Here is a 26,529-nt window from a genome sequence, read left to right as displayed (position 1 = left end):
TACGAGATGACCTTCCGCCTGCCCAACGACCCGAAAGAACGCCGGACGTTGCTGCAGATGGACGAGGAACAGCGCCGGCTCTACGACCTTTTCACTTGATCGGGTGTCCCAATGTTGAACTCAGGAGTACCTGCGCGGTATCGTCCGACAGCAAGCGGCGGAAGCGGCGCAACCCTGAAGCCGCTTCCGGTTTTCCCGTTGCCAATTATGCCCGGCCCGGTCCGGGCGTTTCTCTCTCTCGCGAACGTTTCCGGTGTGGCATGGGTGAGCCGGGATAGCGCCCCTCTTTCAGGGCGCTTCGTTTCATTGCTATCCGCCGGAACATTCAGCTAAACTACACGTGACCGGGGTTGCTGTGTTCGGAATGGCGGGTATCTGCTGCCTTGTTTCCTGTCAACCCTTGACCGTATGGAAGCGTTTCCCTCAGAGGTCGCAAAGTCGTTGTGTATCCAGGGTTTGTGTAGTATGCGGAGTCCCACCACGCAATGGCCGGAAGGGCAGACCTGCCCCGGCGAGAAGCGGGCGGGCCTCGCTGCACGGAGCAAGCCGTTTGCATGATCCGCGGGCTGTTTATACGTCAGATTTTCGTGTTGGTTGACTTGGCGTTGGCCGTGATTGTAGTGGCCACTGCGCTCATTGTGGGCATGAAACTGCTCGAGGCGCCGCCCGTCCTCGCGATGCCGGAACTGCCGGCCGCGACCGCGGACAACGGCGCCGCGCCTTCCCCGGTCGGCGACCGTGCCCGTTATGACGCGATCATCAATCATGGGCTTTTCGGCGCGGCGGGCAGTTTTGACCCTGCCAAGGCGGTAGACCCGGGGCCGGTGGTTGAAGGGCCCATCGAGCCGACGAAGTTCAATCTCCAATTGGTGGGAACCACGGCATCCTCGCCCACCGACCCCACCGCCTCGGCGATCATCATGAATCTCGACGAGCGCGATGCGGGCCGCGCCTATTTGATCAATAGGCCAGTCATTCACGACGAGACGCGCGGCGATGTGAACCTGGTCGAGGTGTATCCCCGCAGGGTGATCCTGTTGAACCATCAGGAAGACCCTCCCGTGCGCGAAGAGCTGAAGATGGACGAGCCCGAACCCGACGCCGCGCTCGCGCGTCCCGTAAAAACCGCGCAAGCCGGCGCCGCCCCGGACGGCAGTTCGGACCGCATCACGGTCAACCGGCAGGAATTTGTGCAGGACCTGTACACGAATTACGCGGAACTGGTGACGACCATCCGCCCCGAGTATTATCGCGATGCCTCGGGCAACGTGATCGGCCTGACCGCGCAGAACATCAGCCAGGTGCCGATGGCGCAAAAGCTGGGCCTCCAGGACGGCGACGTGCTGCAGTCGATCAATAATGAACAGATCGACAGCGAGCAGAAGGTTATGGAACTGTTCCAGCGCTACAGGAACGCCTCCGCGTTTCGCATCGGCATTCTGCGCAACGGCAGACCGCAGATCATTACGTATAGACTGGAATAACAACGGACGCGACTTGGAGCCCCGGTGGCCATAGATACGGGCCCGGCGCGCGCGCCGGGGGCGATGGGCGTCAACGAGAAGGCACGGCATTGCCAGACATCTATCGAAAACTGGTGACGGCGGCGTTGCTGATAGCCGCCTCTTGCTTTCCACATGCCGGTGCGGCGGATACCGACGCGGTCGCGCCCATGCCGCAAGGCGGCGGAACGGAGGGGCGAATTGATCCGCCGGGTGCGGCGGTTCCCGACGCCGTCGCGCCTATGCCGCCCGATTCTTCGCAGACTGAAAACGGCAAACCGGGGGGAACGCTCGCGCCCAAGCTTCTGTCTGCGCCGCCGGGTATTGTGGCGGAAGCATCGGAGACCGTGCCGTCATCGGACCTTCAGTTCTCTTATGAAATGGCGCAGTTGCGCAGCGTTATGGACACGCTGGGCCCCTTACTGGACAGCGATTACGTCCTCGATCCAGCTGCCGAAGACCTCCCCATCACAATCCATGCACATGATGAAGTGCCTCGGGAGGCCATATCGCCGCTGGTGGAATCACTCTTGCGCGCGCGCGGGTACGCCACGGTGCGGTCGCACGACGGGCATTCCGTGCGCGTGCTGCCGCGCGCGCCCGGGGACGACGCCGCGCCGGGGGCAGGCGAGTTGGAGACCCACATTGTCGTTACGCGACACGTGGAAGCCGCTGACATGGCGGACTTGCTGGAACGGCGCGGAACGGGCCGGGCTTGCGTAGGCGTGTACGCGCCCGCGCAGGCGCTTTTTCTCACCGACACGGCGGAAGGGGTGCGGCGGATGCTTGCGTTCCTGGTTGCGGTCGATACGGACCGTGTTTCCGAGGCCGCGGCGGAAACCGGCCCGGAACCGGGCGTGGAGGAGTGGGTTCAACTCTTCGGTTCGCCGCCCGAAGAGCCCGCCCCGGTGCCCGTGACTCCGGACCCGTCAGGTGAGGGTCTGGAGAACGAGACGGATGGCGGGTACGCTCAGATCACGCTGAATCGCGAGGAGTTCCTGCAGGAACTCTATGAGAACTATGCGGAACTGGTGACGACCATCCGCCCCGAGTATTATCGCGATGCCTCGGGCAACGTGGTCGGCTTGACCGCGCAGAACATCAGCCAGGTGCCAATGGCGCAGAAGCTGGGCCTCCAGGACGGCGACGTGCTGCAGTCGATCAATAATGAACAGATCGACAGCGAGCAGAAGGTTATGGAACTGTTCCAGCGCTACAGGAGCGCCTCCGCGTTTCGCATCGGCATTCTGCGCAATGGCAAGCCGATGGTCATCGCGTACCGGCTGGAGTGACCCGCCCGGGATACGCGGCGCATGGCGCGCACTTGCCAGTTCCGTATACACTAGACGGGCCGGGGTGCGGTACCCTGGGATGTCCGGGGTTGTTGTTGTTCGAGATTGCGGGTGTTTACACGGCGTCAGCAGGAAGGGACAACCGTGCGGAGAATGTATGGGACGCGCTGGGTTGTGGTGCTTATGGCGGCGGGGCTCTCGGGCCTGACGGCGCAAGCACAGCAGCAGGAAGTAGTCTACGACGAGGCGACCGGCGAGGTGTTGTACGTCGGCGGCGACGCGCAACAGACCGAGGTGGTCGAAGGCGAGTACGTCCCGCCTCAGGAACCGGTGCAGCCCGGCGTGCCTCCGGAAGTGGCGCCGCCGCCCGTGCCTGAGGAGGTGCCGCCCGCCGAGCCGCTGCCGCCAGAGGAGATAACGCAGCCCGAAGAACCCTATGTTCAACCGCCGCCCACGCCGCGCCCGCGTCCGACGAGGCCCTCGCCGACACGGCCGCAGCGTGTGCTGCCGTCGGGGCCCCGCCCCACGCCTGGGGGGGCGCCTAGGGCCACGCCCGGAACGGTCAGCACGGCGACGCCGTCGCTGGAAGACAAGGACGGGAAAACGCCCGGCGAACCGATTGACTTCAGTTATGATAACGCCGAACTGTCCGCCGTAATTGCCTCGATTGCCGCGGCAACCGGCAAGAATTTCGACCTGGACCCGAACATCGGGTCGACGCCGGTGACTGTCATCACGCACAGCAAGATTCCGCCCGAGATGGCGTACGAAGTGCTCGAGTCCATCCTTGCCTCGCGCGGTTTTTCGATGGTGGAAACGCTGGATGGCAGGCTGGTCAAGATTCTCCCGACGCCCGAGGCTATTCCTTCGGACAAGACGCCGCTGCAGCGGGGCGCCGAGAAGGTGCCGGAGACCTACGATACGCTTTCCACGCACATCGTCGCCGTCAAATATGCCGATGCGACCGACCTGTCCACCATCCTCGCGCGCCTTGGTTCCAAGAACGCGCGAATCGACGTGTACGTGCCGACCCAAACCCTGATCATTACGGATACGGCGGACGGTTTGCGCCGCATGTTCTCTTTCGTCGAAGAAGTGGACATCCCCGGCTTCGAGACCGCGATGGAGATCTTCACCCTCGAATACACGCGCGCCGAAGTGCTGCAGCAGCAGGTCGAACAGGTGTTGCTTGACACCGCAGGCGCTACCGGGCGGCCGCAACCCGGCGCGCCGATGGTCCAGGCGCCCGTGCCGACGCGGCCGACGCGCACGGTCCGCCCCACGGTCCCGGGCGCGACGCCCTCGCAAGTCATCGGAACGCGCGAGGAAGTGCTGCGCATGGTGCCCGATGAACGGCTGAACGCGCTGATCGTCGTCGCCTCGGAAGGGATGATGGAGCGTGTCCGCGACCTCGTGAAGCGTCTCGATACCCCGACGCCGTACGAGGCGAACAACCTGCACATATATGAATTGCTGCATGCCGACGCGGAGCAGGTCGAGCAAGCGCTTCAGGGCGTGATCGGCACGGCTCCGCGCGCGGCGAGCGGCGGCGGCCCGGGCGGCGCGGGTGGCGGCGGTGGGGGCGGCGCGGCCCCGGCGCAGGCGTCGGAGGTGCAGCCGTTCGAGCAGAAGATTCAGATTACGCGCTATGACCAGACGAATTCGCTGCTCGTCGTGGCTTCGCCTCAGGACTACAAGCTCCTCGAGGTCTTTATCGCCCGGTTGGACGTTCCCCCGCGGCAGGTGCACGTGGACGCCGTGGTCATGGACGTGACCATCTCGGATGACTACGGACTAACCGTGGACGCGGCGACGATCACCGGCGAAGACGGTTTCGGGCTGACGAGCACCGCGAACATCTCGCAGATTTACGCCGCGCTCGCGGGCACGGCGCAGGCCGCGAATGGCATCGTCGTCGGTCCCGAGTCGGGCATCGCGGCAGGCGCGGCGCTGCTCGGGCTGGGCGCGAACGGCGGCCTGACTACGGGCGTCTTCGACGAGATTTCGTTCGAGTTCAACGGCAAGAAGTTCTCGCTGCCCTTCGTGCCGCTCCTGTTCCAGGCCATCGAGAAGCTTACGGACGTCGAGGTGCTCTCGCAGCCCAGCCTGCTCACGGTGGACAACGAGGAGGCGTCCATCGTCGTCGGCCAGGAAGTGCCGTTCGTTGTGGGCACGTCCAGTCCGCGCACGAGCGGTGAAGGCGACCTGATTTCGACGGGGTTCACGCGCGTGCAGCGCGAAGAGGTTGGCGTCAAGCTCAAGGTAACGCCGCAAATCAGCGAAGGTGACTACGTTGCCCTCAATCTCGAGATCGAGGTATCGGACCTCGACGCGCAGCAGGTCGGCACGGTCGATATCCTGGGGCCGACGACGAACAAGTCGCTCATTACCAATCGCGTGGTCGTGAAAGACGGCGGCACGGCGGTGATCGCGGGCCTGATCCGCGATAACAAGAGCCGCAAGGTCACGCAATCGCCGTACTTGGGCGACCTGCCGCTGGTGGGCTGGCTGTTCCAGTCCAAGTCGCAGACCCGCAACAAGCGGAACATGGTGGTGCTGGTTACGCCGCACATCGTGAAGGAAGGCATCGACCTGAACCGGGTTACGCAATACAAAGTGGCCGAGTACCGCGACGCGAACATCGACGTCTTGTTCGAGAAAGGCTTCTTCCGGCGCATCAAGCGCAAGCATGAGCAGCGCACGGAACATCGCCCGACCTCCCAGCGCACGGAAGCGCTGGTTGGCGCCGGGCCGGCGACCGGGTTCGGCCGGGGCGACATCAAGAGGTAACGGATGGGTACGGGTCAAGAACTGCAGTTGTGCGAAATCCTTATCCGCGACGGGCGGATCCATCTCGAGCAGGTCCAGGAAGCGCTCGAACTGCAGAAACTCCGGCCGAAGCGGATAGGCGAGATTCTGCTCGACCTGGGCTATGTCGAGGAGGAAGCCATCCTCCTCGCGCTGAGCGAGCAGTTTGACATTCCTTATGTAACGTCAATCAAGGGCGACATCGATTCGGCGCTGACGACGAAAGCACCCATCAACTTCATTCGCGAATATCACATGGTGCCGTATAAGCAGAACGGCGCCGCCTACTACGTGGCCGTGAATGACCCGGTCAATCTGCTGCCGCTCGACGACCTGCGCCTCCTGCTCGGCGGGCCGGTTGTCCCCGTGTTGTGCCGGAAAGAGGAAATCCAGCACATCATCGACGCCTATTTCGATCAGGCCGGCGAAAACGCCGCCGATATGATTGACAGTCTCACCGTCGAAGGGGGCGAAGGCACCACCGTCCACAGTCTGGACACCGTGGAATCCGAACGCGACCTGCTGGACCTTGCGAACGAAGCGCCCATCATCAAGCTGATCAACCTCGTCATTTCCGGTGCGATCAAGGAGCGCGCTTCGGACATCCACATCGAGCCGTTCGAGCGAGAAGTGCGCGTGCGGTACCGGATCGACGGCGTTCTCTACGAGAAATTCAACGTGCCGCGCGCGCAGTTGGCGGCGGTCGTCTCGCGCGTCAAGATCATGGCGAACCTGAACATCGCCGAACACCGGCTGCCGCAGGACGGCCGCATCAAGATCCGCCTGAGCGGCAAGGAAATCGATATCCGCGTGTCGATCATCCCTATCGCCCATGGGGAACGGGTCGTCATGCGTATCCTCGACAAGGGCAGCTTCCTGCTCAGTCTCGAGGAACTGGGCATGGATGAGCGCGACCACAAGCACATGGACAAGCTGATCCAGAATTCGCACGGGATCATCTTGGTCACGGGGCCCACGGGTTCGGGCAAGTCCACCACGCTCTATGCCGCGCTGCAGCGCGTCAACTCGACCGATAAGAACATCATCACGGTCGAGGACCCCATCGAATACCAGATTCCCGGCATTGGCCAGATCCAGGTGCGCCCGAAGATTGGGCTGACGTTTGCCGCGGGGCTGCGCAGCATTCTGCGCCAGGACCCCGACATCATTCTCGTCGGCGAAATCCGCGACCACGAAACCGCGGAAATGGCCGTGCAGGCGTCGTTGACCGGGCACCTCGTGTTTTCGACGCTGCACACGAACGATAGCGCGGGCGCCATCACGCGCTTGGTCAACATGGGCATCGAACCGTTTCTCGTCACGTCCTCGACCATCGCGATCCAGGCGCAGCGTCTTGTGCGGCGAATCTGTCAGCACTGCCGCCAGGAGTGCGCGGCCGAGGCGGAGAGTTTCCGCGACTTGGGCCTGTCAACCGAGAAATACGGCGAACTCCGCGCATGGCAGGGAAAAGGCTGCGAGGCCTGCTCGGGCCGCGGCTACCTGGGCCGGACCGGCATCTTCGAATTGCTGGTCATGACGCCGCACATCCAGTCGCTCGCCCTCGAAGGCACCGACTCGAACGTGATAAAGCGCGAGGCCCGCAAGGACGGCATGCGCACGCTCCGCGAAGACGGCGCCCAGAAAGTGCTGCGCGGCCTGACGACCATCGAGGAAGTGTTGCGCATCACGCGGGACGACCTCGTCGAGGAAGTAACGTAGCGCAATGCCCGTATTCGAGTACACCGCCATAGAAAAAGGCACGGGCAAGAAGACGCGCGGCGTGGTCGACGCGGATACGCTGCCGGCGGCCCGCGGCAAGCTGCGCGAACTCGGTCTGTACCCCACCGAGATCGTCGAGAGCAACCGGGTCGAGGTCGACATGACCGCGCGCAGTGTGCGCCGCGCAAAGCGCGCCCGCGGCGGGGTGTCCTCGCGCGACCTCGCCCTGATGACGCGCCAGTTGGCGACCCTGCTGCAGGCCGGCATGCCCTTGATCGAAGCGTTGAGCGCGTTGCTCGAGCAGACCTCCAAGACCCGATTGAAGAGCATCATCTTCGAGGTGCGGGACAAGGTGAACAGCGGCGCGGGGCTCGGCGACGCCATCGAGGAGCATCCGCGCATCTTCTCCACGCTCTACGCGAATATGGTGCGCGCCGGGGAAATGAGCGGCACTCTGGAACAGGTGCTGTTCCGCCTCGCCGACATCCTCGACCGCCAGGCCAAGCTGAAATCCCAAATTGCCTCGTCGCTAGCCTATCCGGCGTTCATGGCTCTGTTCGCCCTGGGCATCATCGTGTTCCTGATGCTGGTCATCGTGCCGCGTATCAAGCTCATTTTCGAGAAACAGGAACAGGAATTGCCCGTCCTCACCGAGATTCTCATCAATTCGAGCGAGTTCCTGGCGCGGTACTCCCCCGTCATCGTGCTGGCCATATTCGGCGTTGTTCTGTTGTGGCGTCTGTGGATTTCCCGCGAGGAAGGCCGCAAGCGCTGGGACCGCTGGAAACTGCGGTTTCCCCTGTATGGAAACCTGCATCTGAAGCTGATCTGCGCGCGGCTGTCCCGGACGCTCGGCACGATGCTTCAGAGCGGGCTTACCATGCTGCGCGCGCTCGATGTGGTCAACACCGTTATCGACAACCGGCACATCCAGCTATACATGGAGGACGTGAAAAGCGGCGTGCGGCGCGGGCGCGACCTGGCCGTGCCCCTGAAGGAAACGGGCATCTTCCCGCCTATGATGATCCACATGATCGACTTGGGCCAGCGCAGTGGCGAACTGGAGAACATGCTGGTCAAGGTGGCGGACACCTACGACGACGATGTCCGTCTCACCGTGGATGCGCTCGTCGGACTGCTGGAACCGGTTATAATAATCGTGATGGGCATATTTGTCGGGTTCCTGGTGCTCGCCATTCTATTGCCCATCTTGAACATGAGCACCAACATCGGAGGCTGAACCTATGCAAAGCACGCGGCAACATCGGAAAGGCCACGAGATGGCCGGCTTCACTCTCATCGAGCTTATGGTGGTTATCGCGATCCTCTCGATTCTGGCCGCCGTGGTGGGCGTAAACGTCCTGGGCGCGTTCGGCGAAGGCAGCATTGCCGCCGCCAAGACCGAGATCAAGTCGCTCGCGGACGCGGTCATTATGTTCAAGCTCGAGAACGGCAAGTTCCCGCCCGACCTCGAGACGCTCATCAACAATCCCAAGCGCAGCTACCTGGACAAGAGCGAGGTGCCGGCCGACCCGTGGGGCAACAAGTACGTGTACCAGGTCGAAGGCGCGACGTTCCGTATCATCTCCTATGGCGCCGACGGCACGCCGGGCGGCGAAGGCGAAAACGCGGATATCGCCAACGATTCGATCAAGTGAGCGCAGGGTCTGTCTTCGCATCTTCGCAGGCTTGCGGCGGCGGCAGGTGCGCGCCGCTGCGGGTTCTTTCAGGAATGACGACATGAAAACTGCACGCCCATCACGGACGAGGTCCGAAGGCGCGTTCACGCTTATCGAGTTGCTCGTGGTCGTGGCGCTGATCAGCGTCATCGCCGCCGTGACTTTCCCGAATTTCTACCCGGCGATCGCGTTTACGCAACTCGAGCGCGCGGCGAAACACATGGCGAATTATGGGCGCGGCGTCATGGCCGAAGCCGTCATGTTGCAGCAGGACATCACCGTTCGCATCGACCTCAAGGCCCAGGAAATGTCCGCCGTGCGCTGGGCTGTGCCGGAGCCGGAACAGCCGGCCGACGCTTATGGCCAGATGCCCGAAGACATGCTCGGAATGCTGGGGTCCATGCGTGACATGGCCCCGGAAATGGCCGAGCGTTTTGGCGCGCGCGGCACTTCGCCCAGGATGCTGCCGGGAGGCGCCAGCGATTTCGACCGTTATATGGCCACGTTCGAGGATTTCGGCGAAGTCCCGGAAGGCTTCGATTCCGCGGCCGCCGATAAGCAGATGAGCGACAAGTTCGACGCCTTCGCGCGCCGCGCCACGATGGCCCGGGCGAAGAACGTCAAGCACGAGGATTTCCTCGAAGAAATCGACCTCTTCGAAGGATACGAGTTCCAGCTGGACGAGTCGAATCAGCCGGTCGAAATGGAACTGGACAACCCGCTCTTCCAGCGCGCGAAGATCACCGAGGGGGTCTACCTGGAATCCGTCGAGGTCGACGGCGCCGCCCACAACAAGGGCGTGGTCGAAATCGAGCTGTCGCCGCTTGGCCTCGCTTCGACCGTGGTGTTCTATTTCGTCAACGAGGACGGCGACTATTACACGGTCGTCTGGGACCCGCTGCTGGGTGGCGCGAAATCGTACAGGGGCAAACTCTCCTTTTCATGAGACACCACGGCGCCAGAGGTTTCACGCTCATCGAGGTCATGGCCGCGCTGGCCATTCTCGGCATGAGCCTGTTCATCCTGCTGCAGGCGCATTTCAGCGCGCTCAAGCTCTATGACACGGCGGGCAGTGAGACCCTGATCCGGGAACTGCTCCAACGCACCATGAACCACGCGGAGCTGCAGGTGCTCGCCGGAACGCTCGCGGAGGAAGGCGATTTCGGGATGCGGTACCCCGAATACACCTGGTCGTTCGAGGCGTCGCTCGTCGGCGAGGACGAACTCGTCCAATTGTATGAAGTAAACGTTTCCGTGCGCGCGCCGGACGGCGAGGAACGGCTGATTTCGTTCCTGACCTACAATCCCAGCGCCGAGGTTCAGGAGGAATCGGCCCGATGACCGCCCGGGCGCACAAACCCCGGCGCGGGTTCACCCTGCTCGAACTGCTGGTGGCCATCTCGATCCTGAGCGTCATCGTCTCGATCATCTACGTCAGTTTCAGCAGCGTGACGCGCGCGTCCGATGTGGCCCGCGGCGTCGCCGAGAATATCCGGCTGCATCAGTTTCTGCTGCGCAACTTCAACCAGACCATTCCCTGCCTGCACGCGGACGCGGCCGTTACCGTGCAGGCCTATCAGGTGCTGGGCGAGGACCTGACCGGCCCCGGCGGCCCCGCCGACAAGCTGCGTTTCTGTTCGGCGGCGCCGTTGAGCGGCAGCCAATCGCTGCCCGGCGTCATGAAGGTGGTCACTTTCCAGGTCGTGGAGGAGAGCGCGGAGGAGGGCACCGGCCTGACCGGGATTGAAACGGAAGAATCTTCGGAATGGACGGACGAACCGGCCATCGCGCTGGAGTACAGCGAAACCCCGCTTACGGTGGACATGACGCTCGAGGAAGACGACATGCTCGAATCGTCCGAGTCGGGGCAGCAGGAATACGCGAGCTGGCGCGTGCCGGTCAGTTCGTTCGACGCGCTCTATTTCGACGGCGAGGAGTGGGTCACGAGCTGGAATTCCATGGATTCGGGCCTGATTCCGTGGGCGGTCAAGATTCGCATCAACTTCAGCAAGTCCGAGGCGGATTGGAACGCGGAGCAGGCCGCCGGGATCAGCCCCGAGGAAGACCCTGATTTCGAAATGACCTACGTGCTGCCCGCGGGCGCGGGCACGCGCGAGCCTTTCCTCGAATTGAACCCGGCCGCCGCGGCCCAGGCGGAACAGGACCTCTTCCGGCGCGAGGAGACGACGAAACCGTGAAGAAACACACTGCGGAAATGCGGCGCGGCGTCGCCCTGATGCTCGCCCTCGTGTTCATCGTCGTGTTGACCGCGCTGGTGGTCGAGTTCACCTATGACGCACAGGTGGATGCTTCGCTCGCGATCAGCGGCGATAACCGGTTCCAGGCCTTCGTCGCGGCGAAATCCGCCGTTGCCGAGGGCATGGCGCTCCTTGCCGCCGACCTGCTCGAAAGCGCGGGGGCAAGCCAGCAGGCCGCGGGCGCGCGCGGCACGACGGCGCAGCCGCGCGCAACGCCGCAGGCAACCACCACGCAGCAGGGCCAGTTGGGCACCGCCATGCTGCCGCCGGGCGAATACGACAGCTACTTCGACGGCGTGCCGTGGGCGGACGGGGCGCCGATCAAGCCCATGAACGACGCGGTCATGCGAACCACCATCTCCGACGAATTCGGCAAGATCAATCTCAACGCGCTTCTGGTCATGAATGAGGGCGGGACGCCCGAGGAGAACGAGCGGCTCGTGCAGGCGCTGCGCGACTTCTTCCTGCTGCGTGACCCCGAACTCGAAACCGACCCCGTCGATGCCATCCTGGATTGGCTCGATTACGGCGACAACGACGAAGAGCGCCCGGAAGGCGCGGAAGACGACTACTACCAGAGCCTGGAGATTCCCTACCCCTGCAAGAACGGGCCCATGGACAGCATCGAGGAGTTGCTCTTGATCAAGGGGATCACGCCCGAGTTATATTACGGTGACCCAAACCAGGAACAGACGGGCACGGACAGACCGGAGCACGTCCAGGAAATGGAGGCGGCCGAAGGAGAGGAAGCCTACAAAATCCTGCCTCTGAGCGAGTATCTGACCGTGCACGGCGACTGGGAAGGTAAAGTGAACGTTAACACGGCGGAGTACGACGTGTTGCTTTCGGTGCTCACGGCCTGTGCCGAGTCCGAAGGCGGCACGAGTTTCTCGCCCGAACTGGTGGCTGAGCAGATTTTCGAGTATCAGTACAACGAGCAGCCAATCACGAGCGTGTCCGAACTGAGCAGCCTGTTTCCACAGCAGCGGCGCGGCAGGACACGCACGGGGGTTGTCCCCGTGCCGCAGGCCGGCCAGAAAGCGGGAACGGGTTCGTTCCTGAGCCCGGGGCAGCCGGCGACCGGCCCTCTGACGCCGGGTCAGCCGGGCACGGGTGGGCAGGCGCGCGCCAGTACGGGCCAGACTTCGGAAGAGATATTCCGCGTGGACAGCAACGTGTTTCGCATTTACGGCGACGGCATGCTCGATGACGCCCTGGTTCGGATTGAGGCGTACGTGTGGCGCACGCCGTTCGACCCGGGAGCACTTCAGGGCGGCGGGACTACGGACCCGTTTCGCATCCTGGATTGGCGAGTGATTCAATAGCCGCGGCAGACGCGCAGAGCGGCTGGGGAGACGTGTCGATAGCAGCGCGCGGCCGGGTTCCCGTGTCTGGACTGGGGAAGAACGCCCCGGGAGTAACGCATGTTCTTTACGACGAAAGTGGCGGCGATAGAGTTCGAAGGCAATACCGTCCGCATCGTGGTGGTGAAAGTCGGAGGCCGGTCGCCTGTACTGCTCGAACTCTACGAAGCGGTGGCCGAGTACGAGGCGCCGGAACAGCGCTTTGACGCGCTGGTGAAAACGGTGGACGCCGTGGCAGGGCGCTTGCGTTCCCACCCCGCGGCGTTCGTGCTGTGTGCTCCGACCATGTACAGCATCGTGCGCACGCTCCGCGTCGGGCTCAAGGGCCGCAGGCGCGTCGCGGCGGCCGTGCCGTTTGAACTTGAACCTTATCTCGCGTTTCCCATCGACGACTTGCTGGTCGACTTCACGACTGTCTCCGAGCGCGGCAGCGAGACCGAGGTGCTGGCCGTTGGCTCGCGGCGCGAATTGCTGGATGAGCAACTGGCCATCCTGCAGGCGGCTGGCGTCGAAGCCGAAGCCGTCGGTCTGGACGCGGCCGGCCTGACGGCGCTATGGCAGGCCGGGCGGAGGGGGCTGAAGGGCTTGAATGCCATGCTGCACGTGCGAGAGCAGAGTGCTATCCTCGCCGTTACGCACAACAAGACGCTGGCGTATTTCCGGCACATTGCCAGGACCGCCAGCCAGCTTCGCGAGGACCCGGCGTGCATGGTCCGCGAGGTCCAGAACACGTTGCGCGGTTTCCTGGCCGAGTGGCGCGGCGGCGGCGAAATCACGGAATTGCACGTCACCGGGCTGACACTCGACGACGAACAGCGGACGCGCCTCGAAGAAGCGCTGCGCATGCCGGTGCGCGACACCGTGCTGCTCGCCCGGCTCAAGGGGCATGAGGCTGCCTTGGACCCGGAGGGCTGCCTCGCCGCGGACAATGTCTGGGAGGCGGCCATCGGCGTGGCCGTTGGCGCGGCGGGCGGGCGCAGCGCGTTCGACTTCAAGCGCTTCGAGCGCGACTGGCGCGGCGCCATCCGCGGCATTGTGGCGCATACCGTGTTCTCCGCCTGTCTTGCCTTGGTGGCGCTGGTCGGCTGGACGTATTACTGCTACCAAGGCACCGCGAGGAATGGGGTATTGGCGGACGAACTGCGCCGGCAGACCGCTGTGATCAGCGATGAAGTCACTCAGTTGCAGCAGCAGGGGTTGCCTAATGTGCCCGACCACATCATGCAGCTCTATCGCGACCCGTCGCTCCTGGATTTGCTGGCGGAAATCAGCGAGAAGATGCCCGGCAATGAGATCTCGATTTACGAAATGCGCATCAGCCAGCCCGGCCAGGGCAAGACGTGGATTACCATCCGCGGTGAGGCACCCGACGTAGGCACATTCAATGCGGCCCTTGAACGGTTGAAGCAGTCGGAGGCGCTCGAAATCGAGCGGGAGCCGTCCGTGCGCATGGAAAACACGGCCACCTTCGAGATCAGCATCCAGCGCAAGGAGGGCGGCGGCAATGCGTAAGCTCCAACTCAACCCGCGCGACCGCCTCGGCTTGCTGCTCGCCGCCCTTGCCGTCACGGTGGTGCTGGCATGGCTCTCGTACATGCCCGCCGGGCCGCTCAAGCGATATCGCGAATCCATCCGGGAGGTTGAAACCCTTAAGAGCAATCTCCTGGTGGCGCAGTTGGCCCGGCTTGATGAACAGCAGCGTGTAGAGGCGCAGAAATGGATCAAGAAAGGCATTGAAGAGCGCGGGCCCGCTTTCAAACTAATGACCTTTCTCGATGACGTGGTACGGGAGAAGGAACTCGGCGGGCGCGCCCAGCTCCAGAACCAGAGTCCGCCACGTGGCGTGGAAAACGTCGAACTCGTCAATATCAGCATGGAGAACGTGTCCCTGCCGGAACTGGTGGATTTCCTGCATTCCGTATACGCCAGCGGAAAGCTCGTTGTAGTCTACAATCTGAGCTTCCTGGGCCCGGGACCTGAAAATCAGGGACTCGAGTGCCGCGTTACGTTTCTGACCCTGAAAGTGTGACGCCTTGCTCCTGCTTCGGGCGCGCGTGTGTCAAGCATCTTATAGCCGCAGGCCGGGCCGGCCGCGGAGACCAGGGGCGCCGAGGGGCGGCCTATGTGCGGCCCCGCGCGATCAAAAGGCTTGACAAGCCGTTGCAGGTGCGCAAGAATGTCTTATCGGCGGAGGGTGTTCGCGCATTGTGCGAGACTTCGTTGCGTTCGGCGCGTGTAAGGGCGCGCCGACTGGCAGGCGCTCTTGCAGCCCCGGTTGGGCAGGGTAGTGTCAGCCGGATTCGTGATGGCGAAAAAAGAGGTGTGCCGGTGCGTCAAGAACGGAGGTAAATTATTGACAAGTCGCGCCGTAAACCCAGTAATATCAATAATTACTCACACTTTTTACATTGACATTTCCCCCATTTTTCTGGTAAAAATAGGGTGTGTGTAGCGAGAGGCGCCGTGCATGCAAAATTACACCCTCTTTGGTCAGCGGCTGGTGGAACGGGGGGTAATCACCCAGCATCAGCTCGACGAGGCGATACATAAGCAACAAACAACGATGAGTCACCGGAAAATCGGTGAGATTCTCGTTCGTTTGCAGTATCTGAGCCGCAGTCACATCACGGAAGCGCTGTCTGACCAACTGGGCATTGCCATCGTCAAGATATCGGAGCGTGAGATACCCGAACGCGTCCGGAATCTGGTGCCCGGCAGCGTGGCGACCCTGTACCGGGTTATCCCTATCGGCGAGAACGGCGCCAAGATCGTGCTCGCGACCGCCGATCCCACGAATATCAACAACCTCGACAACTTGTCGCGCCTGCTTGAAAGGCAAATCGAGCCCGTCCTGTCGACACCCGAGGAAATCGCCGCCGCCCTCAACAAGTATTACGGGTTGCAGGAGTCCACCGTTGAGAACATGCTGTCCACCGTCAGTAGCGCGAGCAGCCTGAGCACGTTGAGCAGCATGTCGAACGTGAGTTCGCTGGACAGTTCCCTTTCGAGCCTGGGCAGTTTCTCGGCGAGCGACATTTCGATGAGCAGTATCAGCATGGACGGGCTTGACGTGGAGGAGTCCGCGCTGGTGCAGACTCAGGGCTCCGACCTGGATGATGACGACCCGGACAACCCCGTGGTGCAATACGTGCACCACTCGATTCTGGAGGCGTTCCGGCTGCGCGCGAGCGATATTCACATCGAGCCGGGCAAGACGGATGTCAAGATCCGGTACCGGATAGACGGCGTGCTGCACCAGATGCCGACCCCGCCCAAGCGCGCCCAGGCCGCGATTATCTCGCGCGTGAAAATCATGTCCGGTATGGACATCGCGGAGCGGCGCATCCCGCAGGACGGCCGCATCAAGATGGCGCTCGGCGGGAAGATGATCGACCTGCGCGTGAGCGCGCTGCCCTCTTATTACGGCGAAAGCGTCGTGATGCGTATCCTCGACAAGAGCGGGCTCATGCTCGGGCTGGGCCAGTTGGGTTTCGACCCGGAGCACCAGCGCACGTGGGAGCGCATTCTTAATCACGCCACGGGCGTCGTGCTGGTCACCGGTCCTACCGGTTCCGGAAAAACGACGACGCTCTACGCGTCGTTGCACACGTTGAACACGCCGGACAGCAAGATCATCACGGTTGAGGACCCGGTTGAGTATCAGATCGCGGGCATCAACCAGGTGCAGATTAACCACGACATCGGGTGGGACTTCGCCCGCGCCCTGCGTTCGATTTTCCGTCAGGACCCGGATATCGTGATGGTGGGCGAGATCCGCGACCTGGAAACGGCGGAGATCGCGATCAAGGCGGCCCTGACCGGCCACTTGGTGTTTTCGACCCTGCATACGAACGATACTTCGAGTTCCTATATCCGCCTGGTCGATATCGGCGTGCGCCCGTTCCTTGTGGCGGCGGGCATCCGCGTCGTGCTGGCCCAAAGGCTGGTCCGGACGATTTGCACGAGCTGCAAGGAGCCGTACACACCGCCGGAACGGGAGTTCCAGCGGCTGGGGCTGGACGTAGACGTCACCGACCTGGAGTTGTACCACGGCGCGGGCTGCGACAACTGCAACAAGACCGGATACCAGGGCCGTCTCGGCGTATACGAGCTGATGCAGACCACCGATGAAATCCGTACCATGATCATGAACGGCGAGTCCGCCGCGGCTATTCGGCGGCGGGCGCGGCTCGCCGGAATGGTCACCATGCGCGAGGACGCGTGGCACAAGGCGGTAAACGGGATTACGACTATCGAGGAAGTGAACCGCGCGACGCGGACCGACGAGACGCTGCAGCACAAGCCGCAGGTCGTCGGCGTCTGAAGGAAGGAGAGGTTCCCATGGCGTATGAAATGGTCAGCCTGCTGCGCATGCTGATTGACCGCGAAGGGTCGGACTTGCATCTCGCGGTAGACAATCCGCCCGTGGGCCGCGTGCACGGGCGGCTCCAGTTCTTCGGCGATGACCCGTTGCGCCCGGAAGACACGGAGCGGCTCATGAAAAGCATCGCGTCCGTGGACAATCAGCAGGAGCTGCAGGAGGTGGGCGGGGCCGACTTCGGCTTTGCCTTCGAAGACGTGGCGCGCTTCCGTGTCTCCATCTTCAAGCAGCGCGGCTACGTGGGCATCGTGCTCCGCCTGATTCCGCGCAAGATCATGACCTTCGAAGAAATCGGCCTGCCCGACAGCCTGAAGAAGGTGATCAATCAGCCGCGCGGCCTGATCCTGGTCACGGGTCCGACCGGCTCCGGCAAGACCACTTCGCTGGCGACGATGCTCGACTGGATTAACATCAACTTCGACGTGCACATCGTCACGGTCGAGGACCCGATCGAGTACTACCACACGCACAAACTGGGCATTATCACGCAGCGCGAAGTGGGCGTGGACGTGCCCACCTTCGCCGAGGCGCTGCGCCGCGTGCTGCGCCAGGACCCCGACGTGATTCTCGTCGGCGAAATGCGCGACCTTGAGACGATTGAAGCGGCGATTACCGCCGCGGAGACCGGGCACTTGGTGTTCGCCACGCTGCACACCACGGGCGCCGTGCGCACCATCGACCGCATCGTGGACGCCTTCCCGACGAACCAGCAGGAACAGATCCGGACCCAGCTCGCGGGCAACCTGAAGGCGGTGATTTCGCAGACGCTGATCCCGAAAAAGAGCGGGTTCGGCCGCGTAGCCGCGTTCGAGATTATGATCACCACGCCGGCCATTCAGAACCTGATCCGCGAGAACAAGTCGTACCGTATCACGTCCTCGATTCAGACCGGCCACAAGTACGGCATGAACCTGCTCGACGAGCATCTGCTTGCCCTGTACCGCAAGGGCGTGTGCAAATACGAAGACGTGTTCCAGAAGGCCCAGCTGCCGGACGAGTTCGAAGCCAACGCGCGCGCGCTCGGGCTGCCCGGCATTCCGGCAAAAGCGCAGACCCCGGGCGAACCGGCGGCGGCGCACTAAGGTCGGCTCATGGCTGTAGCGACGGAAAGACAACTTGGCGACATCCTGATCGAGCAGGGCGTCATCAGCCCGCTGCAATTGGACGAAGCGCTGCAGCGGCAACGGTTGACGGGAGACATGCTCGGCCGCCTGCTCGTGCGCATGGGCTATTGCGAGGAGCAGGACATCGTCGAGGCGCTCGCGGTCCAGAACGGCATGGAGCGCGTGGACGTCAGCAAGTTGAAGATCAACCAGGACATCATCCGGAAGGTGCCCGCGGACGTCGCGAAATTCTACAACATCATCCCGGTCCGCGAGGTGAGCGGCACGCTCATCGTGGCCATGGCGGACCCGCTGAACCTGCGCATCCTCGACGACCTGCGCCAGATTCTCGGCTGCGACGTGCGCGGCGCCGTGAGCAACCAGGCCGACGTGGCCGTGGCGTGGAAAAACAACTATTCCTACGAGACCGAGTCGATCCAGGACATGCTGATCGACCTGCAGGAGAAGGTGGGCACCGGCGCGCTGACCCTGGAGGAACTGGGCACGCAGGAAGTGGTCAGCGACGTCGACAACCTGGTCGAACTGGCGCAGCAGCCCGAAGTCATCAAGATTGTGAACCTGGTGTTTCTCGAGGCGGTGCAGAAGCGCGCCTCGGATATTCACTTTGAAGTGTATGAAGAGCATTTCCGCATCCGGATTCGCGTCGACGGCGTGCTCCACGAAATCGTCAGCCCGCCCAAGGCGCTCGCCATCGCGCTGGTCAGCCGCGTCAAGGTGATTTGCAGCATGGACATTGGCGAGCGCCGCCTGCCCCAGGACGCGCGCATCAACCTGAAAGTGGGCGACACCGAGATCGACGTGCGCGTCGCGACGCTGCCCACGCTCTTCGGCGAAAACGTCGTGATGCGCATTCTGGACAAGACCGCCGTCAAGATCGACCTGGCGCGTCTCGGCCTCAGCGAAGACATCCAGCACAAGGTCGAGAATGTCATCAGCAAGCCGAACGGCATCTTCCTCGTGACCGGACCCACGGGCTCGGGCAAGACGACCACGCTTTATGCCTGCCTCAATGAACTGAACAAGGAAGACGTCAAGATCATCACGACCGAGGACCCGGTCGAATTGCAGATCGACCGGCTCATCCAGTGCCAGGTGCACGAGGAGGTCGGCCTCACGTTCGCCGCCTGCTTGCGCAGTATCCTGCGCCAGGACCCGGACATCATCATGGTCGGTGAAATACGCGACCTGGAAACGGCGCAGATCGCCGTGGAATCGTCGCTCACGGGGCACCTGGTGCTGAGCACGCTGCATACGAACAGCGCGCCGGAGACGATCACGCGCCTGCTCGACATGAACGTCGAGCCATTCTTGATTACCGCCTCGCTCGAGGCGGTTATGGCGCAACGGCTCGTGCGCCTGCTGTGCCGGCATTGCCGCGAGAAGTACACGCCGACGGAGGACGAAAAGGAGGAACTGGGCCTGCCCCGGTCCTATCGCGAGAACCCGAAACTGAAGATGTTCCGGCCGAAGGGCTGCCCGGCGTGCGACTACGTCGGGTATATAGGCCGTTCGGGCCTGTTTGAACTGATGCTGGTAGACGCGCAGGTTGCCGACATGATCCTGGACCGCGTGATGGCCCACGACCTGCGCCGTTACGCGCGCAAACACCAGGGCATGCGCACGCTGCGCGAGGAAGGCATCATCAAGTGCGTGCAGGGAATCACCAGCGCCGCCGAAATCATCGCTCATACGGACAAATACGACGACTAGTCGCAGCGGAGGCATGCTATGCCGAAATATGCGTACAAGGCCTTGAACAACGAGGGCATGGAGGTCTTTGGCGTTGTTCAGGCGGATAGCCAGGCGCTCGCCATCAACGACGTGCGCACGCTTGGCCTCTACCCGACCATGGTGCGCGAGGCGCGCAAGAGCGACGAGCGCCGCGCCCGCAAGGAAAAGCGCGGCCTGAGCGAGCTCTATTTCGGCGGCGTCAAGACGAAGCAGCTCGTCGTCATGACGCGCCAGCTCGCCACGCTCATCGACGCCGGCCTCCCGCTCCTGCGCAGCATCAATGTGCTCGTCGCCCAGCTCAAGCCCTGCAAGCTGCGCGACATCCTGCGCGAAATCGCCAGCGACATTCAGTCCGGCTCGACCTTCTCCGAGGGGCTCGCGAAGCACCCGAAGCAGTTCGACCGCCTTTTCGTGAACATGGTGCGCGCGGGCGAGGTCGGCGGTATGCTCGAGGTCGTGCTGAACCGGCTCGCCGACTACATGGAACGGCGCCAGGCCCTCAAACGCAAGGTGCGCGCCGCGCTTATCTACCCGATCGCCGTCATCGTCATTGCCACCGGCATCGTCATGTTCCTGCTCATCAAGGTCGTGCCCGTGTTCGCCGAGATCTTCGCCGATTTCGAGGCGGAACTGCCGATGCCCACGCAGATCCTGATTGCCGCGGGCGACTTCGTCGTCTATTCCTGGTGGAAGCTGGTGGTCGGCCTGAACTGCACGATTATCGCGGTGAAACTGCTGATGAAGAGCCACGCCGTCAAACGGGTCACCGACCGCATCGTTCTCAAGATTCCGCTGGTCGGCGACCTGGTCACGAAGGTGGCCGTGGCCCGCTTCGCGCGCACGCTCGGCACCCTGATCACTTCCGGCGTGCCCATACTGCAGGCCCTGCGCATTACGCGCGACACCATCGGCAACGAAGTGATCCAGAACGCCATCGAGAAGGTTCATGACAGCATCAAGGAGGGCGACACGATCGCCGCGCCGCTCGACGAGGCCAAGGTCTTCCCCGCCATGGTCGTGAACATGATCGACGTGGGCGAGGAGACCGGAAGCCTGGACTCGATGCTCATGAAAGTGGCGGACATCTACGACGCGGAAGTCGAGGCCGCCGTGGACGCGATGCTCGCGTTGCTCGAACCGATGATTATCATCGTGCTCGGCGGCATCATCGGGTTCATCGTTATTTCGCTGTATTTGCCCATCTTCACGTTGGGCGACGCAATATCGGGCGTATAGCATGCCCGGAGGGAAAACGGTTTCATTGGACAAAAGGGTGCACAGCACAAGGAAGTTAGGAGGACGTGAGATATGAAACGGAACCAAGGCTTCACGCTAATCGAGCTGCTTGTGGTCATGGCGATCATCGCTATCCTGGCGTCGATCGTCGTGCCCAACATCGTCGGCTGGATAGCCCGGGCGCGCATGACCCGCGCCCAATCCGAAATCGAGAGTATCGAACTGGCGTTGTCCAAGATGCTTTCGGACGTCGGGCGCAACAGCCTGAACGACCTGATCGACACCGAACAGATCACGAAGTTCGTGCTGGGTCTTCCCCTGGACAACAGCCCGCTCCCGGACGGCGCCGTGCGGCCACCCATGAACGCGGCGCTTTTCGCGCGGGTGCAGCAGCTCTATACAAACGCGTTCTACGCCTTGCTGCGCGTGGGGCGCAATGCGAGAACGTCGCCCGACCCGGATGGCCTGGTCGCAAACTACGGCCAGGTCCTGCGCGGCGAGGTCGTCAAGCAGTTGGGCACCACGTATCTGGAGATTGGTTATGACCCGTGGGGCCAGCATCAGTACCAGATCTTCCCCGCGCCGTGGGGCCGTGGTTCGGCGACGCAGCTCAACCCCAACATCTTCCGCGTGTACCAGCGCGTCGAGCCCGAGGGCAGGGAATTGCCGGGCAAGACGGCGACAGACGTCGACCCGCCGGGGATGGACCTGACCCTGACAAACGAGGACGGAGATATCGTCGGATTGCCGGCGACGCGGAATCCTGGCGTCGCATTCATCTATTCCTACGGCGCGAACATGATCTCCGGGCAATTGGTGTATCGCAACTATCTGAACGAAGGTAAGTTGCAGTACCCGGACCAGGAGCTGGAGTTCATGGGCGGCGGCGACGACGTCAACAACTGGGATACGAACTTCACGTGGCAGCGGTTCTACGGTTGATGACGTGCGGTCTCTATCGTTGACAGCGGCCCAACGGCGAGGATGTCCGGAATCATGAGGCGGACGTGCGCGAGAAGCGGGTTTACGCTCGTGGAATTGCTGGTCGTGATGGCGATCATCGCCATTCTCGGCGTGCTGGCGTATCCCGCGTTTCTCAGCATGTTGCCGAGTGAAGACTTGAGCGCCGCTTCGCGCGATTTGTACACGAAACTGCAGTCGGCGCGCGCATACGCGGCGACGCATCGGGTCAACACGGCCCTCGTGTACAGCTTGGACAACTATGTCTCTCCGGCAGAGGACCCGGACAACGACGATCCTCTGCCGGAGCCGATCCTGGCCAGCGGCAGTCAGCAGTTCGTGCGCGTAATCACGAGCGTGGCCATCATGCGCGAGTTGCCCCCCTCCGCAGGCGCCTATGCGGGCAAGTTTGTGCCTATTGACGGCGCCGAGGGCGTTTTCGAGACCTTGCCCGGCGACGCCGTGCTGTTGTTGAACGATCCCGGCCCGCCCTATGAAGTGTATTACGTGAACGACCGGCCCCGCGTGGCGCCGCCCGAGGACTCGAACGACGTGCAGCAGGTCTACAGGCTGGGCATGAGTATCGTGGATGCGTACGTGGAAGGTACCGGGCCCGACGGGCCGGATACGGACCCCGCGAAGAGCGTTTCATTCCTGGCGCACGTGTTCAAGCCTTCGGGCGCGCTCGACGCGCGGGGAAACACCCCGGAGCCCCCGGAGCGCGTGACGCTCCACGTGTCGTTATACCCCACGGCGCCCGTGGAGGAACGCTACGTGAATCCGGACGCCTTGTCGGAAGTGCGCAGCGTGCCGCTGCAGCTTTACAAGAGCACGGGGCGCTCGCGGATCGTGCCGGCGCTCTCCGCAAATGAACAGATTTAGGGAAACTGCGATGACCCCCAAGCGACAGCAACGCGCGGCCGGCTTCACGCTGGTCGAGGTGATTGTGGCGTTGACGATCCTCACGGTCGGCATCGTCGCGATCATGCAGTTGTTCCCGGCGTCGCTGACGCAGTCGCGCGTGGCGGCGGAGCGGACGGTGGTGGCGTCGCTGGCCAAGACGGAACTCGGAAAAGTGCGCGCGGGCGGCGTCGGCCAGCAGTTGCAGAACTGGGTCGTGGAGAATGCGCTGCATACGCTGACGGAAGCGCAGCGCGCCTACGCGCTGTATGAGGGCTGGCGCGCCACGGTGCAGCGGATCGGCGGCGACGTGGACCTCTACCGGGTCACGTTCAGCGTGCGCATGTTCGACGGCCGCGACGAGAAATTCGTGACGTATATCACCCAGAACTGAGGAACCGTGGCACGGGCGTCCCGCCCGTGCAAGAAGAGAAGAAAGAGCATGGGCAAGATGCCCATGCCACGGAAGAGCATGGGCGTCCCGCCCGTGCAAGAAGAGAAGAAAGAGCATGGGCAGGATGCCCATGCCACGGAAAACAGGAGTGACGGAAACCGTGGCCGAAGAGGCGCAACAGCAGGAAAAGGTGAAATCCCCCGTCCCGGTGGCGCTGGTGCTGGCGTTGCTCGCGGGCGTGGTTGTCGGCGGCGCCGTGGTGTATCTCGTGGTGGGGGGCGGGTCAAACCGGGCCGGCCTGGCGGGCGGCGCGCCCGCGGCGGAGATCGAAGCGTTGCTGGAAAACGCCGGGCCGGACCTGACGTGGCTGCGGCGTTGGGCCGAATTGAACGCGTTGCGCTCGCTCGCCGAGATTGAAAGCGCCTACGTGCTGTACAAGGGCTGGCAGTATTCCGTGCATCGCGAGCCGGGCGAGCCGGTGAAATGCAAGGTCACGTTCGCGGCTTACGCGCCGGACGGCCACTTGGAGTCTTTTCTCACGTATGCAAATCCGGAGTAGGCATATGCCCTGCGCGGCCGCGCGCGGTTCCGTGCGCGGCTTGTCGCTGGTTGAAATGCTGGTCGCCATGGCGATCTTCATCGTCCTGCTGGCCGGCGTTTCGCTCCTGTTCAGCGGCGCGATCGACGCCGTGCGCTCCGGCTACGTGAACCAGGAGGCCTTCGAGCGCGCGCGCAGCAGCATGACCGTGCTCGAACGCGACCTGAGCAGCGCCTTTACCGCGCGCGAATTCGGCGACTACTACGCCTTCTACGGCGGCCCGCGCGGTTTCAGCTTCGTCGGCGTCATCGACACCGGCGCGCTGGCCCGCGTCACCTACGTGGCCCATCCCACCGCCGACGCGATCCGCTACGAAAGCTCCTATGCAGAGAAATACGGGGTGCTCTACGAACGCGCGAAATACCAGGGCGGCATGCAGCTCGTTGCGCGCTTCGTCGCCATGGTCCTTCCCGACCTGCAGGTGGCGTTTCCCGGCCTCTCGCATGCCGACGCCGTCAACCCGAAGCCCGACCCCGGCGACGCAACGACCTGGAATCTCCCGCTGTTGGACTACATGCTCGAATTCGACCCGGTAGTCGTTGAGACGCAATCCATCGTGCGCTTTGTCGAGACCGGCCGGAACGACCTGAACACCTTCGAGGTCATGCGTCCCGACGGTTCGCGCCTGGCCTGGCCCGTGCTGAGCCGGTTTGAGCCCGCGGACGACACCTTCAACGCGAACGACCCGGACAACCTGCGCCTGTACCTGATGATGCTGGACGGCCTGAACCCGAGAATCCTCGAATATGATACGCTGCCCCTGGATAACGAGTCCTTGCCGGGCATCCTGGGCGGGGTGAACGATACGACGGATCTGCGCGTGGTGATGCAGCAGTACTATCCGCAATTGCGCGCGTTTTCCAGCGACCACGTCGACGGGATCATCCAGGCGAAACGCCGGGAACTGTGGCTGCGCATGCTGGCCGGCGAGCCGGGCCTGCCCCAGTTCTGGGGCGATATCAACATTCCTGCCGACCCGCGGCCCAAGGCCGAGCATTACGTGCTCGCGGAAAACATCCTCTACCGCATGTACGACCCGCGCCTCTCCGACTTCGACCTTTCCGGCAGCCCGCCCTTGTTTACCTACTGGATCGCGGTCGACAAGGAGCCGAAACCGGCCTATTTCAACGACGTGCGCCTGATCCCCTTCTACACGGATTTTGTGGCGAGAGTCACGGCCAACCCGTCTTCCGCGCAGGTGCTCGATGCGCTGCTGCTCATGGACCAGGGCGTGAACGGCACCGGCGGCCTGGTTTCGGTGTTTGCATCGCGGACGCCGTCCCTGGCGGTAGAGGGCATGCCGCTGGCGCCGCGGCTGCCGGCTTTCATCGGCGCGGGTTTCTGGGTGGCCACGCCGAGCCGCTGGGTGAACTCGAAGGACTTCCTGCGCTGGTTCGCTGCGGAGGTTAATGTGCCCGCCGCGGCAGGACGGGACATGCAGTCGGTGTTGATGCGCCGGGAGCAGTTATGAACGCGTTCATGAACCAGCCGCGCAGCTTCTTCCGTGGCACGGGCGTCCCGCCCGTGCGAGCGGAGAAGAAAGAGCGTGGGCAAGATGCCCATTGTGGCACGGGCGTCCCGCCCGTGCGAGCGGAGAAGAAAGAGCATGGGCAAGATGCCCATGCCACAGGGTTCCGTTACGGCGCATACCTCCCCCACCTGACAGAAGAGAGCGCCACGTACTTCGTCACCTTCCGTTTGGGTGATTCGATGCCTGCATCCGTTCTCGAAACCTGGAAACAGGAGCGCGAAGATATCGTTAAGACGGCCGCGCAACTGGGACGGCCACTCACTGCGGCCGAAGAACAGCGGTTGCGGGAGCTGTATTCCGAACGTATTGAGGCCTATCTCGACGCCGGGCACGGCGCGTGCTGGATGAAGCACCGGAACATCGCAAGGATCATTCAGGATGCGCTATTGCGTTTTGATGGCGAGCGTTACGACCTCGCGGCATGGTCCGTGATGCCCAATCATGTTCATGTGGTGCTGCGTCCCAGAGAAGGCTACACATTGCCGGCGATTCTGCATTCCTGGAAATCGTTCACGGCGAAAGAGGCGAACCGGGCTCTCAGACGCTCCGGGACGTTCTGGCAGACGGAATCCTACGATCACCTCATTCGTGACGAGCGGGACTTCGGTAGATGCGTTGCCTACACCTATGAGAATCCGGAATCCGCCGGCCTATGCGACTGGCCTTGGCGGGGATGGAATGAGGACTTTGGGCAGGATGCCCATTGTGGCACGGGCGTCCCGCCCGTGCGAGCGGAGAAGCAAGCGCATGGGCAAGATGCCCATTGTGGCACGGGCGTCCCGCCCGTGCGAGCGGAGAAGAGAGAGCATGGGCAAGATGCCCATTGTGGCACGGGCGTCCCGCCCGTGCAGAGAGAGAAGAAAGCGCATGGGCAAGATGCCCATGCCACGGGCGTCCCGCCCGTGCAAGCGGAGAAGAAAGAGCGTGGGCAAGATGCCCATGCCACGGGAGGCGAGCGCGGCGCGGCGCTGATCATCGCCATCGCGATCATGACCATCCTGCTCGCCATCGCGCTGACCTTCTTCGCCGTGACCCGGCTCGAACTCAAGACC

At 63.0% G+C, this 26,529-nt stretch carries 21 protein-coding genes and 1 pseudogene; all 22 read left to right on the top strand.

Annotation, left to right across the window (positions count from 1 at the left end):
* The first annotated feature begins 485 nt into the window (after positions 1-485).
* The 22 genes and pseudogenes from KA184_14100 to KA184_13995 all read left to right on the top strand — a co-directional run bounded on the left by KA184_14100 (position 486) and on the right by KA184_13995 (position 26,130).
* A complete protein-coding gene (locus tag KA184_14100) occupies positions 486-1,484 on the top strand; it encodes a hypothetical protein (protein MBP8130707.1) in 999 nt (332 codons plus the stop codon).
* An 89-nt stretch (positions 1,485-1,573) separates the two neighbouring features.
* Positions 1,574-2,794, top strand: a complete 1,221-nt coding sequence (locus KA184_14095; protein MBP8130706.1) for a hypothetical protein — start codon at positions 1,574-1,576, stop codon at positions 2,792-2,794.
* 144 nt (positions 2,795-2,938) lie between these two features.
* Positions 2,939-5,584, top strand: coding sequence for a type II secretion system secretin GspD (gspD, locus tag KA184_14090; protein MBP8130705.1), 2,646 nt, complete (start codon positions 2,939-2,941; stop codon positions 5,582-5,584).
* Between the two features lie 3 nt (positions 5,585-5,587).
* Positions 5,588-7,321 carry a type II secretion system ATPase GspE gene (gene gspE, locus KA184_14085; protein ID MBP8130704.1) on the top strand — a complete coding sequence of 578 codons (1,734 nt, stop codon included), beginning with the start codon at positions 5,588-5,590 and terminating at the stop codon, positions 7,319-7,321.
* A gap of 4 nt (positions 7,322-7,325) precedes the next feature.
* The gene (gspF, locus tag KA184_14080; GenBank protein MBP8130703.1) at positions 7,326-8,561 is read left to right on the top strand and encodes a type II secretion system inner membrane protein GspF; all 1,236 of its coding nucleotides are present in this window, start codon (positions 7,326-7,328) and stop codon (positions 8,559-8,561) included.
* A gap of 40 nt (positions 8,562-8,601) precedes the next feature.
* Positions 8,602-8,979 carry a type II secretion system major pseudopilin GspG gene (gene gspG / locus KA184_14075; protein MBP8130702.1) on the top strand — a complete coding sequence of 126 codons (378 nt, stop codon included), beginning with the start codon at positions 8,602-8,604 and terminating at the stop codon, positions 8,977-8,979.
* Between the two features lie 82 nt (positions 8,980-9,061).
* A complete protein-coding gene (locus tag KA184_14070) occupies positions 9,062-9,946 on the top strand; it encodes a type II secretion system protein (GenBank protein MBP8130701.1) in 885 nt (294 codons plus the stop codon).
* Positions 9,943-10,341, top strand: a complete 399-nt coding sequence (locus KA184_14065) for a prepilin-type N-terminal cleavage/methylation domain-containing protein (protein ID MBP8130700.1) — start codon at positions 9,943-9,945, stop codon at positions 10,339-10,341. The genes KA184_14070 and KA184_14065 overlap by 4 nt, the downstream gene beginning before the upstream one ends.
* Entirely contained in the window at positions 10,338-11,198 is an 861-nt protein-coding gene (locus KA184_14060; protein MBP8130699.1) for a prepilin-type N-terminal cleavage/methylation domain-containing protein, read from the top strand. The genes KA184_14065 and KA184_14060 overlap by 4 nt, the downstream gene beginning before the upstream one ends.
* Positions 11,195-12,583: a general secretion pathway protein GspK gene (locus KA184_14055; protein ID MBP8130698.1), complete on the top strand. Its 1,389-nt coding sequence runs from the start codon at positions 11,195-11,197 to the stop codon at positions 12,581-12,583. Before KA184_14060 ends, KA184_14055 begins: the two co-directional genes overlap by 4 nt.
* Positions 12,584-12,682: 99 nt before the next feature.
* Positions 12,683-14,134, top strand: a complete 1,452-nt coding sequence (pilM, locus tag KA184_14050; GenBank protein ID MBP8130697.1) for a pilus assembly protein PilM — start codon at positions 12,683-12,685, stop codon at positions 14,132-14,134.
* Positions 14,127-14,651: a hypothetical protein gene (locus KA184_14045; GenBank protein MBP8130696.1), complete on the top strand. Its 525-nt coding sequence runs from the start codon at positions 14,127-14,129 to the stop codon at positions 14,649-14,651. The genes pilM and KA184_14045 overlap by 8 nt, the downstream gene beginning before the upstream one ends.
* A gap of 438 nt (positions 14,652-15,089) precedes the next feature.
* Positions 15,090-16,946 carry a Flp pilus assembly complex ATPase component TadA gene (gene tadA / locus KA184_14040; GenBank protein MBP8130695.1) on the top strand — a complete coding sequence of 619 codons (1,857 nt, stop codon included), beginning with the start codon at positions 15,090-15,092 and terminating at the stop codon, positions 16,944-16,946.
* 17 nt (positions 16,947-16,963) lie between these two features.
* Positions 16,964-18,085 carry a type IV pilus twitching motility protein PilT gene (locus KA184_14035; GenBank protein ID MBP8130694.1) on the top strand — a complete coding sequence of 374 codons (1,122 nt, stop codon included), beginning with the start codon at positions 16,964-16,966 and terminating at the stop codon, positions 18,083-18,085.
* Positions 18,086-18,094: 9 nt separating this feature from the next.
* Positions 18,095-19,837: a Flp pilus assembly complex ATPase component TadA gene (tadA, locus tag KA184_14030; protein ID MBP8130693.1), complete on the top strand. Its 1,743-nt coding sequence runs from the start codon at positions 18,095-18,097 to the stop codon at positions 19,835-19,837.
* Between the two features lie 18 nt (positions 19,838-19,855).
* Positions 19,856-21,094 (top strand): type II secretion system inner membrane protein GspF, encoded by a 1,239-nt coding sequence (gspF, locus tag KA184_14025; protein ID MBP8130692.1) that lies wholly within the window; start codon positions 19,856-19,858, stop codon positions 21,092-21,094.
* Between the two features lie 72 nt (positions 21,095-21,166).
* Positions 21,167-22,036: a type II secretion system protein gene (locus KA184_14020; protein ID MBP8130691.1), complete on the top strand. Its 870-nt coding sequence runs from the start codon at positions 21,167-21,169 to the stop codon at positions 22,034-22,036.
* A 54-nt stretch (positions 22,037-22,090) separates the two neighbouring features.
* Complete coding sequence (locus KA184_14015) at positions 22,091-22,936, top strand: prepilin-type N-terminal cleavage/methylation domain-containing protein (protein MBP8130690.1); 846 nt, start codon at positions 22,091-22,093, stop codon at positions 22,934-22,936.
* A gap of 10 nt (positions 22,937-22,946) precedes the next feature.
* Complete coding sequence (locus KA184_14010; protein ID MBP8130689.1) at positions 22,947-23,348, top strand: prepilin-type N-terminal cleavage/methylation domain-containing protein; 402 nt, start codon at positions 22,947-22,949, stop codon at positions 23,346-23,348.
* Positions 23,349-23,478: 130 nt separating this feature from the next.
* The gene (locus KA184_14005; GenBank protein MBP8130688.1) at positions 23,479-23,907 is read left to right on the top strand and encodes a hypothetical protein; all 429 of its coding nucleotides are present in this window, start codon (positions 23,479-23,481) and stop codon (positions 23,905-23,907) included.
* Positions 23,908-23,911: 4 nt separating this feature from the next.
* Positions 23,912-25,417 carry a prepilin-type N-terminal cleavage/methylation domain-containing protein gene (locus tag KA184_14000; GenBank protein MBP8130687.1) on the top strand — a complete coding sequence of 502 codons (1,506 nt, stop codon included), beginning with the start codon at positions 23,912-23,914 and terminating at the stop codon, positions 25,415-25,417.
* Positions 25,418-25,593: 176 nt separating this feature from the next.
* Positions 25,594-26,130: pseudogene (locus tag KA184_13995) on the top strand (transposase).
* Positions 26,131-26,529 lie beyond the last annotated feature (399 nt).

The organism is Candidatus Hydrogenedentota bacterium (assembly GCA_018005585.1).
Taxonomy (GTDB): Bacteria; Hydrogenedentota; Hydrogenedentia; order Hydrogenedentales; family JAGMZX01; genus JAGMZX01.
Note: the sequence above shows the minus strand (reverse complement) of the source record. Positions and strands in the feature narration are given on the sequence as shown.

Excerpts from the sequence above, each read along its gene's own strand:
- gspF (MBP8130692.1), top strand. The coding sequence starts at position 19,856 with ATGCCGAAATATGCGTACAAGGCCTTGAACAACGAGGGCATGGAGGTC.
- pilM (MBP8130697.1), top strand. The coding sequence starts at position 12,683 with ATGTTCTTTACGACGAAAGTGGCGGCGATAGAGTTCGAAGGCAATACC.
- KA184_14065 (MBP8130700.1), top strand. The coding sequence starts at position 9,943 with ATGAGACACCACGGCGCCAGAGGTTTCACGCTCATCGAGGTCATGGCC.
- KA184_14070 (MBP8130701.1), top strand. The coding sequence starts at position 9,062 with ATGAAAACTGCACGCCCATCACGGACGAGGTCCGAAGGCGCGTTCACG.
- KA184_14060 (MBP8130699.1), top strand. The coding sequence starts at position 10,338 with ATGACCGCCCGGGCGCACAAACCCCGGCGCGGGTTCACCCTGCTCGAA.
- KA184_14000 (MBP8130687.1), top strand. The coding sequence starts at position 23,912 with ATGCCCTGCGCGGCCGCGCGCGGTTCCGTGCGCGGCTTGTCGCTGGTT.
- KA184_14015 (MBP8130690.1), top strand. The coding sequence starts at position 22,091 with ATGAGGCGGACGTGCGCGAGAAGCGGGTTTACGCTCGTGGAATTGCTG.
- KA184_14020 (MBP8130691.1), top strand. The coding sequence starts at position 21,167 with ATGAAACGGAACCAAGGCTTCACGCTAATCGAGCTGCTTGTGGTCATG.
- tadA (MBP8130693.1), top strand. The coding sequence starts at position 18,095 with ATGGCTGTAGCGACGGAAAGACAACTTGGCGACATCCTGATCGAGCAG.
- KA184_14035 (MBP8130694.1), top strand. The coding sequence starts at position 16,964 with ATGGCGTATGAAATGGTCAGCCTGCTGCGCATGCTGATTGACCGCGAA.
- gspE (MBP8130704.1), top strand. The coding sequence starts at position 5,588 with ATGGGTACGGGTCAAGAACTGCAGTTGTGCGAAATCCTTATCCGCGAC.
- gspF (MBP8130703.1), top strand. The coding sequence starts at position 7,326 with ATGCCCGTATTCGAGTACACCGCCATAGAAAAAGGCACGGGCAAGAAG.
- KA184_14100 (MBP8130707.1), top strand. The coding sequence starts at position 486 with ATGGCCGGAAGGGCAGACCTGCCCCGGCGAGAAGCGGGCGGGCCTCGC.
- KA184_14005 (MBP8130688.1), top strand. The coding sequence starts at position 23,479 with ATGCCACGGAAAACAGGAGTGACGGAAACCGTGGCCGAAGAGGCGCAA.
- tadA (MBP8130695.1), top strand. The coding sequence starts at position 15,090 with ATGCAAAATTACACCCTCTTTGGTCAGCGGCTGGTGGAACGGGGGGTA.
- gspG (MBP8130702.1), top strand. The coding sequence starts at position 8,602 with ATGGCCGGCTTCACTCTCATCGAGCTTATGGTGGTTATCGCGATCCTC.
- KA184_14010 (MBP8130689.1), top strand. The coding sequence starts at position 22,947 with ATGACCCCCAAGCGACAGCAACGCGCGGCCGGCTTCACGCTGGTCGAG.
- KA184_14045 (MBP8130696.1), top strand. The coding sequence starts at position 14,127 with ATGCGTAAGCTCCAACTCAACCCGCGCGACCGCCTCGGCTTGCTGCTC.